Source organism: Massilia sp. IC2-477 (genome assembly GCF_020707265.1).
Classification (GTDB): Bacteria; Pseudomonadota; Gammaproteobacteria; order Burkholderiales; family Burkholderiaceae_D; genus Telluria.
Genome location: NZ_JAJFEQ010000015.1, coordinates 50850 through 64649, shown reverse-complemented (window position 1 = coordinate 64649; position 13800 = coordinate 50850). Strand labels below are relative to the sequence as shown.

Below are 13800 nucleotides of genomic sequence, written 5' to 3'. Positions count from 1 at the left end.
TCTCCCCCTCAACCGATCTTGCGTGCGGTGTTGATGACGTTGATGCCATTGAAGCGCGCGGTGCTCGAACCATGCGAGACTGCGCTGACCTGGCTCGGCTGGCCTTTGCCGTCGAAGAACGAGCCGCCCATGCGCCAGTCGCGCTGGTCGCAGATGGCCGAGCAGGCGTTCCAGAATTCCTGGGTATTGGCCTGGTAGGCCACGTCTTCCAGCGGGCCGGTGATCTTGCCGTTCTTGATCTCGTAGAACAGCGTCCCGCCGAACTGGAAGTTGTAGCGCTGCTGGTCGATCGAGTACGAACCGCGGCCCAGGATGTAGATGCCCTTTTTCACATCCTTGACCATCTCGTCCGGCGTCAGGCGCGCCTTGCCTGCTTCGAGCGACACGTTCGGCATGCGCTGGAACTGGATGGTGCTCCAGCTGTCCGCATACGAGCAGCCGTGCGATTCCTTCTCGCCGATGATGTGGGCCTGGTCGCGCGTGGCCTGGTAATTGACCAGGATGCCGTTGCGGATGATGTCCCACTTCTTGGCGCGCACGCCTTCGTCGTCGTAGCCGACCAGGCCGAGCGAACCCGGGGTGGTGCGGTCCGCAACGAAGTTCACGCGCTCGGAGCCGTACTTGAATTTCTTCGTTTCCCACTTGTCCAGGCCGGCGAAGCTGGTGCCGGCGTAGTTGGCTTCGTAGCCGAGCACGCGGTCCAGTTCCGTCGGGTGTCCGACGTTTTCGTGGATGGTGAGGAACAGGTGTTCGGGGCTCAGCACCAAGTCGTACTTGCCCGGCTCGACCGACTTGGCAGTCAGCTTTTCGCGCGCCTGCTTGCCCGACAAACGGGCGTCTTCGACGATGTCATAAGAGTTGGTGTACAGCGTGGTCACGCCGCCCGCGGCCTGCACCTTGTCGCTGGCCTTGGCATCGAAGTACTCGTAGCCCATGCTCACCGGCGAGGAGAGGCCTGCGCGCGAGCGGAACTTGCCGCTCGCCTTGTCGACGGCGGTCGCATTGATCGGGGCCCACAGGCGGTGGATGTCCTGGTCGATGTAGGAGCCGTCGGTGGAAGCGAAGTACTTCTGCTGGTTGATCTGGAACAGCGATGCGGTCATGAAGGTCGCGCCGGCATCCATGCCCGCCTTGTTGGCGGCGATCAGCATGTCGGCCTTGTCCTTGACCGGGATGCTGCGCCAGTCCTTCTTCATCGGGGTGGTCCAGGCCACCTCGCCCACGCCCTTGACCGGCGCCAGGCGCACCGGCTCGCTCTGCAGCTTGGCATTGGCCTTGGCAATCGCCACCGCCTGGCGCGCCGCGTTGGCGATGCCGTCCGGGCTCATGTCGTTGGTCGACGCGAAGCCGTACGCGCCGCCCGCGATCACGCGCACGCCGACGCCGCTCGACTCGGTGTTGCTGATGTTCTCGACGTTCAGGTCGCGGGTGGTGATGAACTGGTTCAGGTAGCGGCCAATGCGCACATCGCAATAGGACGCGCCGGCCTGGGTGGCGGCGTTCAGCGCAATGTCGGCCAGCGCCTTCTTGGCGCTGCGCGGCATGGCGGCCATCAGCTCGTCGGCGGCGATGGCATTGCCGAAGACCGGGACGAGCATGGCGCCGGCAGTGCCGGCGCCGATCTGGAGGAATTTACGACGTTCCATTTAAGTTTTCCGTATGGGGTCCGTAGGGTGGGCGGCTCGTGATCTGGTCCACTGGACCAGGTCACCCCACGCGGCGATAGTCGGCAGCGAGATCACCACGCTCGGGAGCGGGGCCGCTACGTATCACCGCGTGGGCGGGAATTTAGTCCACTGGACTAAATTCCCCCGCCCACCCTACGATTATTTAGACGGCATCCGAGAGAGAGGTGAAGTTGAAATCGCGCACCTTCATCGACGGGATCAGCATCGAGTAGTTCGCCTCGTCGCCACCGATCACCACCGGCTTGCCGATCTCCTCGATGTTGTTCAGCATGGTCACCGGGCTCTCGTTGAAGCGGAAGTTCTTGATCGGGTGCTTGACCTTGCCGTTCTCGATGTAGAAGGTGCCGTCGCGCGTCAGGCCGGTCAGCAGCACCGACTGCGGGTCAACCATGCGGATGTACCAGGTGCGGGTTACCAGCACGCCCTTCTTGGTGCTGGCGATCAGCTCTTCGGTCGTGCGGTCAGTGCCGGCCATGATGACGTTGCCGGCACGGCCGATGGCGCGCTGGCCTTTCTGCTTGGCCCAGTACTGCGAGTAGTTCAGCGCATTGATGCGGCCGTCCTTCACCAGTTGCAGGCGCTCGCGCGGCAGCATGTCGCTGTCCCACGGCAGCACCGGCACGTCCTTGTCCCACGGGTCGGACCAGATGTTGACCTGCTGGTCGAACAGCTTGTCGCCCAGGCGGTTCTTGCCGCCCTGCTTCGACAGGAAGCTGCGCCCCTCGTCGGCCATGCGGGCGTTGAAGCCGCCCAGCATGAAGGTCAGGAGGTCGCTGGTGGCGGCCGGTTCCATCACGACGGTGTAGCGGCCCGGCTCGATCGCCTTGGCGTCCACCGAACGCAGCGCCTTTTCGATGGCGACGTCGGCGGCCTCACGGGCGTCAAACCTGGCCACATCGCGCGCCGAGCGCTTGACCCAGCCCGAGCCGCGGCCGTCTTCGGTCCGCACGGTGCAGGTGAAGTCGAGCGAGGTCGCGACCTGGTGGCCGAACAGGCCGTTCGAGTTGGCCACGCTCTGGAACGAGGCGCGGTCGGTAAAGAAGCCGGCGGCGACCAGGCCCTTCTTGCGGCAGGCTTCCATCGCATAGGCGGCGGCCTGGGCGCGGAATTCCGGGTCGATGTCGGCGGTGCGCTGGAAGAAAGTCTCGGACGGCTTGAACGCGGACTTGCCGATCGCCGGCATGAACTCCGGGTTCTCCGGCGCCAGGCGCGCCAGGTCTTCGGCGCGGCGCACGGCGCGCTCGAGCGACTTGTCGTCGAACTCGTTGATGGTGGCGGTGCCCTGGCGCTTGCCAAAGGCGACCTGCACCTGGATGCGGGTGTCGTCGGCGAATCCGGCGGTCGACACGGCATTGCGCGCGAAGCGGATGTTGCCGATGCGGCTGCCGCTGATGTCGACGATGCACTCGTCGGCCTTCGACAGCGACAGCACGCGCTCGGTGATGCGCTTGGTCTGGTCTTGGGTCAGGATGCTCATGAAGGTCCCTTCCTCAGCCGATCTTGCGGGCGGTGTTGATCACGTTGACGCCGTTGAAGCGCGTGGTCGAGGAACCGTGCGAGACGATACTGATCTGCGGCGGCTGGCCTTTGCCGTCGAAGAAGGAACCGCCCATGCGCCAGTCGCGCTCGTCGCAGATGGCCGAGCAGTTGCCCCAGAATTCCTGGGTATTGGTCTGGTAGGCCACGTCTTCCAGCATCTGGCCGATCTTGCCGTCCTTGATCTCGTAGAACAGCTGGCCGCCGAACTGGGCGTTGTAGCGCTGCTGGTCGATCGAGAACGAGCCGTCGCCGACGATGTAGATGCCCTTCTTGATGTCCTTGACCATCTCGTCCGGGGTCAGCCTCTTCTTGCCGGGCGCCAGCGAGACGTTCGGCATGCGCTGGAACTGCACCGAGTTCCACGAGTCGGCGTACGAGCAGCCGTGCGATTCCTTCTCGCCGATGATGTGGGCCTGGTCGCGCGTGGCCTGGTAGTTGACCAGGATGCCGTCCTTGACGATGTCCCACTTCTTGGTCTTGACGCCTTCGTCGTCGTAGCCGACGCAGCCGAGCGAGCCCGGGGTGATTTTGTCGGCGTACAGGTTGACCATCGGGTTACCGTACTTGAACTTCTTCGATTCCCACTTATCCAGGGTGGCGAAGCTGGTGCCGGCGTAGTTGGCTTCGTAGCCGAGCACGCGGTCCAGTTCCGTCGGGTGTCCGACGTTTTCGTGGATGGTCAGCCACAGGTGTTCCGGCGACAGCATCAGGTCGTACTTGCCCGGGAGGACAGACTTGGCGGTCAGCTTGGCCTTGGCATCGCGGCCCGCGGCGCGCGCGTCCTCGATGATGTCGTAGGAACCGGTGTACAGGGTGGCAACGCCGCCGGCGGCCTTGAGCTTGTGCTCCTTGCGCGCGTCGAGGTATTCGTAGCCCATGCCGACCGGGGCGCCCAGGCCGGAACGCGAACGGAACTTGCCGGTGGCCTTGTCGACCGCGGTGGCCTGGAACGGGGCCCACAGGCGGTGCAGGTCCTGTTCGATGTAGGAACCGTCGGTGGAAGCGAAGTACTTCTGCTGGTTCACCTGGAACAGCATCGAGTTCATGAAGGCCGCGCCGCCTTCGATGCCGGCCTTGTTCGCCGCGATCAGCAGGTCGGCCTTTTCCTTGATCGGCACCGTGCGCCAGTCCTTCTTGATCGGCGTGTTCCACGATACCTCACCGACGCCCTTGACTGGTGCAAGGCGCACCGGTTCGGACTGCAGCTTGGCGTTGGCCTTGGCGATGGCGACCGCCTGGCGCGCCGCATTGGCGATGCCGTCGTTCGACATGTCGGAGGTGGCGGCGAAGCCGTAGGCGCCGTTGGCGATCACGCGCACGCCGACACCGGCCGACTCGGTATTCGCCACATTCTCGACATTCAGGTCGCGGGTGGTGATGAACTGGTTCAGGTAGCGGCCGATGCGCACGTCGGCGTAGCTGGCGCCGGCCTTGGTGGCGGCGTTCAGCGCGACGTCGGCCAGCGCCTTCTTGGCAGCCGTCGGCATGGAGCTGAGCAGTTCTTCAGCGGCGATCGCGCGCGAGAACGGCACGAGCGTCGAGGCGAGGGCCATGCTGCTGAAATTGAGAAAGGTACGGCGTTCCATCGTGTCTCCTGAAATCAACCTGTTTCTGGGGCAGCGGTCCAGTCAACAACACGGCCCGCTCTTGTATTTACGGCGCAATGAAGGGTCTTTGCCGGGCTGGATGCGGCCTCGGCAAACTTGCCAACCTTAGCAGTAACTTGACGTTTTGAATAGGCAATTGTTGTGCCATGTCAAAGCATTTTCCAAGTGTTTGTTTTCGTGGACGTCCGCTGTCCGCGCAAAGTGTCCGGACACCTGTCCGGGCATCCAAGGCGGACACTTGTCTGGACAGCTCGACGACTGATATATGCATATGCGACGAACGCTTGACTGTCCGCAAAGCCTGACCGATCATCAGCGCGGCGGCGGCGTTCCGCCCGTCCGCGCACAATCACCATGGAGACCTCGAACCGATGAAACGACTGATCCTGGCCGCTGGCATCGCCGCGACCCTGTTCGGCGGCGCAGCACAGGCCGACGATGCCCTGAAAGCCGCCATCGCGGGCGAACACCGCAGCGCCGCCAACAAGGCCCGCGACGCCGCGCGCCACCCCTACGAAACCCTGACTTTCTTCGGTATCAAACCGAACATGACGGTGGTGGAGCTGGCGCCGGGCGGCGGCTGGTATACCGAGATCCTGGCGCCCTACCTGCGCCAGAACGGCAAGCTGATCGCAGCGGGCCAGGCCTTCGTGCCGGAAAAGCGCGGCGGTATGGCGCTCAAGGCGAAGTTCGATGCGGCCCCGGCCCTCTACGACAAGGTGGTCCCAGCCGTGTTTGAACCGCCGGCCACCTACCAGATCGCGGCTCCGAACAGCGTCGACATGGTGCTCACCTTCCGCAACCTGCACAACTGGGTCGGCAACGGCGAAGACGCCCTGAAGAACACCTTCAAGGAAATCCACAAGGTCCTGAAACCGGGCGGCGTGCTGGGCATCGTCGACCACCGCCTGCCGGCAGCGATGACGCAGGACGCCAAGGCCTCGAGCGGCTATGTGCATGAAGCCTGGGTGATCAAGCTGGTGGAAGGCCAGGGCTTCAAGCTGGCGGGCAAGTCGGAAGTGAACGCCAACCCGAAGGACAAGGCCGATCACGAGAAGGGTGTATGGACCCTGCCGCCAGTACTGGCCAACAAGGACAAGGACCGCGAGAAGTACATGGCGATCGGCGAGAGCGACCGCATGACGCTCAAGTTCGTCAAGCAGTAAGCACAGCGGGGGAGCCGCCCTCCCCCATCGTGAAATTTTGTGTATTTCCTTCGGCGGCGAGCGTGTATATTCTTGCCACTCGCTTATTTGTACCGACCGAAGGAACCCATGAAAACCGCACGCCTCGCCGCCGCCGTGGCATTCGCCCTGGCCGGCCTCGTCCACGCACAAGACACCACCCCGCCGCCAAGCCCGACGCCGGGAACCCCGCCGTCACCCGCCGTCGCAACGCCTTCCGCCACCACCGCGCCCGCCCTGCCGGCGATCGAGAATTCGGTGGTCAAGATCTTCGCCACCGTGCGCCGTCCGGACCCGTACAAGCCCTGGTCCAAGCAGTCGCCGGCCGACGTGACCGGCTCCGGTGTGATCATCGAGGGCAAGCGCATCCTGACCAATGCCCACGTGGTCGGCTATGCCAGCCAGGTCGAGGTGCAGGCCAGCCAGTCGGGCGACAAGGTGTCGGCCAAGGTGATCGCGCTGGCGCGCGGCCTCGACCTGGCCGTGCTGGAACTGGACGATCCATCCTTCTTCGACAAGCGTCCGCCGGTACAGCGCGCCGCCGTGCTGCCGGACGTACGCGAAGCGGTATTCGCCTACGGTTACCCGGTGGGCGGCAACTCGCTGTCGACCACCCGCGGCATCGTCTCGCGCGTGGAGTTCGTCGGCTACGGCTCGTTCAGCTCGGGCCTGCGCATCCAGATCGACGCGCCGATCAACCCGGGCAACAGCGGCGGCCCGGTGATCGCGGGCGACAAGATGATCGGCCTGGCCTTCTCGATGGCGGCCAATGCCCAGAACATCGGCTACGTGATCCCGAACGAAGAGATCGAGCTGTTCCTGAAAGACGTGGCCGATGGCCGCTACGACGGCAAGCCGCTGCTGCACGACAGCGTGCAGACGCTGGAAAACCCGGCCCTGCGCCAGTACCTGAAGATCGACAAGTCGGTGGAAGGCGCGCTGGTGCACCGTCCGTACAAGACGGACGCCAGCTGGCCGCTGAAGGAAGGCGACATCATCACCCACATCGGCGAATACCCGATCGACAACCAGGGCATGGTCAAGCTGGGCGCGAACCTGCGCGTGCGCTTCCAGTACCGCATCCAGCAGCTGGCGAAGAACGGCAAGGTGCCGATGACGGTCATCCGCGGCGGCAAACCGGTCAAGATCGAGGTGCCGACCAGCGGCCCGCGTCCGCTCCTGATCCCGGACCTGAACGGCGGCTACCCGTCCTACTTCGTGTACGGCCCGGTGGTGTTCACCCGCGCGACCAACGAGTTCCTGTCCTTCCTGGCCTCGAGCGCACCGATGGCCAACGTCTACGCCTTCAACGACAGCCCCCTGATGACGCAGCGCGGCGATTCGCCCGATGCGGCGCGCGAGGAACTGGTGGTGATCAGCGGCCCGTTCTTCCCGCACAAGCTGGTGACCGGCTACAGCAACCGCTTCGGCTCGGTGGTGGAATCGGTGAACGGCACCAGGATCCGCAGCCTGGCCCACCTGGTGACGGTGCTGCGCGACCTGAAGGATGAATTCGTGGTGTTCAAGTTCGACCAGCGCTTCGGCGAGAACCTGATCCTGCCGCGCAAGGCGGCGCTGGATGCGACCGAAGGGATCCTGTCGGATAACGGGATTCGAACGCAGGGGTCGGAGGATATGATGAAGGTGTGGGGCGGGAAGTAAGGCGTTTCGGTGTCTGCGTGGGCGGGAAACCCGCCCACCCTACGTAGGGGTAATCTGGTCCTGTGGACCAGATTACGGTCTCCTGCCCACGCGGGCAACCAGCTTCACATCAGCTCTTCTTCTCTTTCTTCACCGGCACAAACAGCAAATCCTGGAAGTCATAGCTGAAGTCCGTCTCCGTCGACACCGGCTTCATGCGCACCCGTTCGATGCTGCCGTCGTGGTCCAGCGAGAAGGTCACGTAGGCGTCGGCGTTGAAGTTGCGTTCCTTCCAGCGCACGATGAAGGTGTCGTGCTGGAAGTGCTCCATCTCCCCCGTCAGGTCCGGCGTCTTTGCAAACGACAGCACCAGCTTGTTGTTGACGCGCTTGATATTCGCCTTGCCGTACCAGACATCCTCATACTCTCCCTCATACGAGGCCAGCGGCAGCGAGGGCTTCGACGCCGCCGCGCGCGAAGCTGCCTCGCCCTTCACGCGGGCCGCTTCCTTGGCCTGGTTCTCGCGGTCGATGTCGGCGATGCGGCCGATCCAGTCGGTCGGCGCCGCACCCAGGTGCTGGTCCAGCAGACGGTACTGCAGCGCGTTGAGCGACGGGCCGCTTTCGGCGTTGGTGAAGATCGCGATGCCCAGCTTCGCTTCCGGCACCAGCAGCACGCGGGTATAGAAACCCTGTAGCGCGCCGCCGTGCATGGCGACCAGCTTGCCCTGGTAGTCGCGCAGCTGGAAGCCCAGGCCGTAGGCGTAGAAGTTCGGCCTGGTGGCCGCCAGCGGCGGGCGCGGCGTGCTGATGGTCATCGGGGTCTGCGCGGTCCACATCTCGCGCGCCTGCTTGTCCGACCACAGGCGCTTATCCCCGCCGATCTTGCCGTTATCGAGCAGCACCTGCATCCAGCGCGCGATGTCCTCGGCATTGGTGTTGATGCCGACCGCACCGACCGCGTTCGCCACCGGCATCGGTTTCACCGGCACTGCCTTGCCGTTGATCTTGCTGTGCGGCGCCGAGACGTTGGCGAACTGCTTGTTCTCGTCCAGGCTGGTGGTGGTGTTCGCCATGCCGACTGGCTTCAGGATCCACTCATGCATGGTCTCGCCCCAGCTTTTACCGGACTTGGCGGCGATGATCTTGCCGGCGACGATGTACAGCAGGTTGTCGTAGGCGTAAGCACTACGGAAGCTGGTAGCCGGCTTGATGTAGCGGAGGTTGTGGATGATCTCGTCGGTGCTGAAGTTGGTGGTCGGCCACCACATCAGGTCACCCGCGCCCAGTCCCAGGCCGCTACGGTGGACCAGCAGGTCGCGGATGGTCATCTCGGCCGTGACGTAGGCGTCGTACATGCGGAAATCCGGGAGGTGCTTGATCACCGGGTCATCCCAGGCCAGCTTGCCCTGGTCGACCAGCATGGCCAGGGCGGCGGCGGTGAAGGCCTTGGAGTTCGAGGCGATCTCGAAGATGGTCTTGCCGTCGACCGGCGCCGGCTCGCCGCGCTTGCGCACGCCGAAGCCTTCGGCGGCCAGGACCTTGCCGTCCTTGACCACGGCAATGGCGATGCCGGGCACGTCGAATTCTTTCATGACGCGTTCGACATCGGCTTTCAGGTTGTAGGCAGGCGCTTGGATTGCGCTAGCGGGCGCCGCTTCTTGTGCAAACACCGCGCCAGTGGCGGAAAACGCGATCAGGACCGCGGCTGCGATTCGGTTCATTGAAAACACTCTCTTCATCCCCTCGTTATTTGTTCATCTGTTTGTCGACGCTGCCCTGCGTCTCCGGGTGGTAGCGCTCGCGCGCGGCCTTGTAGACGCGCTCGGCCCAGGCGCGGTCCTCGCTATTTGCGCGCAGCGCGCCGTACAGCGGCACCACGAATTTCTGGCGACCCACGCTCATCAGGAAGGCTTCCAGGTTCGGACGGATCGCACGGTAACCGGCATGCACAGCGGCGCGGTAGAAGCGGAAGGCCACTTCATTGTTGCCAGTCTTGGCCAGGCCATAGGCCTTGTCCAGCTCTTCGAGTTTGGCGGCATTCGCCTTGTTGTCGATGTCGTTCAGGAACTTCATCCACTCGGCGGCGTTCCATTGCTTGGCTGGCAGTTGGGCGGTGGTGATCTCGCCCTTGAGCCAGCGTGCGGTGGTGTCGTTCAGCTTTGCCAGGCGGGTCGAGACGGCCTTCTTGGCGCTGGCCGGGATGCCGGGGCCGTACAGCCACTCGTCCAGCTCCGCGTCGCTCATGATCTTCGGATTCTTCGCGAGCAGATTGGTGCGCAGGTATTGCACGAACTGGTCGGTGGTCACGCTCTGGAAGGCGTGCTGGTCGAACCAACCGCGCAGGAAGGGGTCGAAGGCGGCGCGGCCGGCGCGCTGTTCCAGCGTGCGCAGGAACCAGGCGCCCTTCGGATAGGCCAGGCCTTCATCCGTATAGTTGGCGCTCGAGGTGTCCGGGTCGCGCGTCACCAGGGCCTGCTTGGCCTTCGGGATATCCTTGAGCGAATCCAGCGCCTCTTCCTGCTCCAGCTGCAGGTTCATGGTCGCCACTTCCTCGCCGTAGAGCTTCTCCAGGATACGGGTGGTGACGTAGGTGGTGAAGCCTTCGTTGAGCCACCAGTGCTTCCACGAGGCGTTGGTCACCAGGTTGCCCGACCAGCTGTGCGCCAGCTCGTGCGAGACCAGGTCGACCAGGCTGCGGTCGCCCGCGATCATGGTCGGGGTCAGGAAGGTCAGGCGCGGATTCTCCATGCCGCCGATCGGGAAGGACGGCGGCAGCACCAGCATGTCGTAACGTCCCCAGCGATACGGGCCGTACAGCGATTCGGCCGCAGCCACCATTTTCTCGGTATCGGCCAGCTCGTACTCGGCAGCCTTGATGCGCATCGGCTCGGCGTAGACGCCGGTGCGGCCGCCCAGGGTGCGCGCTTCCAATTCTCCGATGCCGATCGCGATCAGGTAGGACGGCACCGGCTGCGGCATGGTGAACTTCCAGCCGCCCTTGCCCGTCGCCTTCGGATCGTTATCGGCGCTCATCACGACGCGCATGCCTTCCGGCGCCTGGATGCGTGCGGTATAGGTGAAGCGCACCGCCGGGGTGTCCTGGACCGGCACGAAGGAGCGCGCGGCGATCGGCTGCGACTGGCTGAACATGAACGGGTACTTGCCCGACATGGTCTGCTTCGGGGTCAGCCACTGCAGCGCCGGCGCGGTCGGCGAAGTCTGGTAGTGGATGCGCACTTTGGCCGGCTGGCCGGGCAGCGCGATGTGCAGGGCCTGGCCTTTCTCGGCATCGAGCTTGTCGAGGGTGTACTTCACAGGAGCCCAGGCGCCTTTCGCATCCTGCGCCTCGATCTTGGAGATGTTCAGTTCGCGGGTGTCCAGGTCGAGCGTGGTCGCCTTCTTGTCGATCCAGTTCAGCGTCAGGTCGGCGTAGCCGGCCAGGGTCTTGCGGCTGAAGTCGGCCTTCAGGTCCAGGTGCAGGGCCGTAGTCTTGACCTGGTCGTACTTGGCGTAGCTGAGGGGATCGAGTGCGAACGCGTAGGCGCTCCACTGGCAGATAAAGGCGCAGGCAGTGGCGCGCAGCAGGGTGCTTGTCTTCATGGTCTCTCGTGGAAGGGTCGGCTGAGGGCGCAGGCAGGATAGCACTTTCAACCGTGCCGGAAAAGCGCAAGCGCCCGCCTGGAGCGCGCTGTAAGGACAGCTGCCTCTGCTATGATCCGGCTTTGCACCAGACGCACCGCCACTGCATGGACGCCTTCCTCGTCTCGACCGGCATCGTGGGACTTGCCGAGATCGGCGACAAGACCCAGCTGCTGGCTTTCCTGCTCGCCGCCCGTTTCCGCCGCCCGCTGCCGATCGTATTCGGTATTTTTGTCGCGACCATCGCCAACCACGCCTTTGCCGCCGCGGTGGGCGCCCTGGTGAGCGAACTATTGGGACCGAACACGATGCGCTGGGTGCTGGGCCTGTCCTTCCTCGGCATGGCTGCCTGGACCATGATCCCCGACGAGATCGACCCGAACGATACCCCGCTGGCGCGCTACGGCGTATTCCTCACCACCCTGCTCGCCTTCTTTGTCGCCGAGATGGGCGACAAGACCCAGGTCGCGACCGTGGCCCTGGCGGCGCGCTACGAATCGATGGCGGCGGTGGTCGCCGGCACCACCTTCGGCATGATGCTGGCGAACGTGCCGGCGGTGATCTTCGGCGAGCGCATCGCCAAGCGCGTGCCGCTGACGCTGGTGCACGGTCTGGCGGCCCTGATCTTCGCGGTGCTGGGTATCGCTACGCTGCTCGGCGCCGGTGAATCACTCGGCTTTTGACCTTGTAGGGTGGGCGGGTCCTCCCGCCCACGCGGCGATAGTTAGCCGCAAGATCATCCAACACGAAAAAGAAGCCGATAACAATCACCGCGTGGGCGGAATCCGCCCACCCTACTCCTGCGTCACCCACACCGGCGCCGACCACAACACGTTGCCGTCTTCCTGCGTCACCTTGGCATAGTAGAAGTGCTTGCCCGGCGCCGGCGTGAAGGTGCTCGTGGCCAGGTTCGAAACCTCCGTCACCGTGCCGTTCCGTCCCGGCACACCCTCCATGATCGACACCGCCGCCACCTTCTTGCCGGTGCTGGACGCGAAGTTCGCCACCAGCTTCAGCGGCCCGCGGTTGGTGAAGCGCTCTCCCATCAGCTTGCCGTTCGCGGTGAGCACCAGCTGCGAGCCCTTGTCCATGGTCGCGAACACGCGCCGCGCCTTGAGCGCCTCGACAAAACTGTCGCGCGTGAGCGCCGTCCCGTTGGGCAGCAGGATGCCGGTGCGGTTGGTATAGGACGCGCCCCAGTTGGCGCAGTGGTTGTCCTGGTTGGTGCTGAAGGCGACGTGGTAGCCCGCTTCCAGCAGGCGGTTGCAGGCCTGCTCGAAGTTACTGCGGCGTTTTTCGGTCTCGCTGTCATTGACGGAGAACGCGGTGCTGTTCATCACCTCGCACAGCGCCATCGCTTCGTCGCCGTCCGGGGTGTACCCGAGCGGCACGCCGTTGACGATGAACTGGCCGCTGTGCGAGGGATGGTTGAACTGCCCGACCCAGCCGCGCTGGCGCATCAGGGAGTACAGCGCGGCGTAGTCGTTGCGCGGGGTGCGCGTATCGGCCATCAGCTCGCCCAGGGCATTGCTTTCCCAGCCCAGCAGCTCGTCGCTGTTGAAGATGTTGATGTGGCCACCGTTGTTGATGACGCCCCACTCCATGCCGTACAGCGCCAGGAAGCCGGGCTTGGTGGCGTTGAAGGCGGCCGCGCTGGCCAGGCCGGCCTTGAACAGGTCCTTGGCCTTGGTCGGGTCGCCCTCCAGGTTGGTGCCGTCCGAGCCGTCATACATGTGGTTGTGTTCCGAAACGGCCAGGATGTCGAGGCCGCGCCCGCGGGCGTAGGCAAAGGCGGCTTCCGGGCCGTACTTTGCCTTGAGCGGGTCCTGCGCGCCCTTGCAGTCGTCGAGGGCGCCGCCGCCGTCGCTGTGGTTGCTCTGGCTGTGCAGGTTGGCGAGATAGACGGTATAGGGAAGCGAGGCGGCGGCCGGCGCCATCGGCACGCCGTCGCGCCGGGCGCGGCCATCGGGCAGCGGCGCGAAGCGCGGCATGCGCGCCGCCGGCTGAGAACCGACCGCGATCTGCCAGTCCTGCTCCACAGCGCCATGCCGGTCGTCGTGGTGGACGCCGCGCAGGATGGCGCGCATGCGTACCGTGTACAGGCCGGCTGGGGCCGGGGCGCCCTTGATGCGGCCGTTCCACACGACCTGTGCCGGGACGTCTTCGCCGGTGAAGGCGCTGCTGCCGCGCCAGACCTGGACAATGCGCTTTTCCGGGTTCAGCAGTTCCAGTTTCCAGTAGACGGTCGCCGGCTGTTCCAGTCCGGGATAGCTGAAGTTCAGGCTGAAGGTTCGGCGCGCGTCCGCCTGCTCGGCCCGGAAGGGCGCGTGCAGGGTGGCTTCGAATTCCTTGTGCTCAGCCGGGGCCGCGAAAGCGCCGCTGCAGCACAGGGCCAGCAGGAGCGCACGGAGGGAGGGGGGCAAGGTGATGGTTTTCATAATGCAATTTTTACAATTGCACCGAACTCCACCTTGCGCCGATTCGTCTCCGATATTGCAAA

Annotated in this window: 9 protein-coding genes; 3 read left to right on the top strand and 6 right to left on the bottom strand. The window is 64.6% G+C overall.

All coding sequences use genetic code 11. The annotated features are described in order from the left end of the window. Positions 1–8: 8 nt before the first annotated feature. From LK542_RS22850 to LK542_RS22840, 3 genes are all read right to left on the bottom strand, one after another. Positions 9–1646 carry a TldD/PmbA family protein gene (locus tag LK542_RS22850; protein ID WP_227813714.1) on the bottom strand — a complete coding sequence of 546 codons (1638 nt, stop codon included), beginning with the start codon at positions 1644–1646 and terminating at the stop codon, positions 9–11. 184 nt (positions 1647–1830) lie between these two features. Continuing rightward, complete coding sequence (locus LK542_RS22845; RefSeq protein ID WP_227803350.1) at positions 1831–3165, bottom strand: TldD/PmbA family protein; 1335 nt, start codon at positions 3163–3165, stop codon at positions 1831–1833. A gap of 13 nt (positions 3166–3178) precedes the next feature. Continuing rightward, on the bottom strand, positions 3179–4813 hold the full coding sequence (locus LK542_RS22840; RefSeq protein WP_227813713.1) for a TldD/PmbA family protein: 1635 nt from the start codon (positions 4811–4813) through the stop codon (positions 3179–3181). Between the two features lie 392 nt (positions 4814–5205). On the opposite strand from LK542_RS22840, the gene LK542_RS22835 reads away from it, so the two are divergent. Together LK542_RS22835 and LK542_RS22830 are read left to right on the top strand one after the other, a co-directional pair. Further along, the gene (locus LK542_RS22835) at positions 5206–6000 is read left to right on the top strand and encodes a class I SAM-dependent methyltransferase (RefSeq protein ID WP_227803348.1); all 795 of its coding nucleotides are present in this window, start codon (positions 5206–5208) and stop codon (positions 5998–6000) included. 108 nt (positions 6001–6108) lie between these two features. After that, on the top strand, positions 6109–7680 hold the full coding sequence (locus LK542_RS22830) for a S1C family serine protease (RefSeq protein WP_227803347.1): 1572 nt from the start codon (positions 6109–6111) through the stop codon (positions 7678–7680). Between the two features lie 109 nt (positions 7681–7789). Here the strand turns inward: LK542_RS22830 and LK542_RS22825 are convergent, their stop codons facing one another. Both LK542_RS22825 and LK542_RS22820 read right to left on the bottom strand, forming a co-directional pair. Further along, positions 7790–9382, bottom strand: coding sequence for a serine hydrolase (locus LK542_RS22825; protein ID WP_227813712.1), 1593 nt, complete (start codon positions 9380–9382; stop codon positions 7790–7792). A 25-nt stretch (positions 9383–9407) separates the two neighbouring features. Beyond that, positions 9408–11261: a M1 family metallopeptidase gene (locus LK542_RS22820; protein ID WP_227813711.1), complete on the bottom strand. Its 1854-nt coding sequence runs from the start codon at positions 11259–11261 to the stop codon at positions 9408–9410. A gap of 146 nt (positions 11262–11407) precedes the next feature. Between LK542_RS22820 and LK542_RS22815 the strand changes: the two genes are divergently transcribed. Continuing rightward, entirely contained in the window at positions 11408–11983 is a 576-nt protein-coding gene (locus tag LK542_RS22815) for a TMEM165/GDT1 family protein (RefSeq protein WP_227813735.1), read from the top strand. 111 nt (positions 11984–12094) lie between these two features. Here LK542_RS22815 and LK542_RS22810 read toward each other — a convergent pair whose 3' ends face one another. After that, positions 12095–13723 (bottom strand): CehA/McbA family metallohydrolase, encoded by a 1629-nt coding sequence (locus LK542_RS22810; RefSeq protein WP_307728992.1) that lies wholly within the window; start codon positions 13721–13723, stop codon positions 12095–12097. Between the last annotated feature and the right edge of the window lie 77 nt (positions 13724–13800).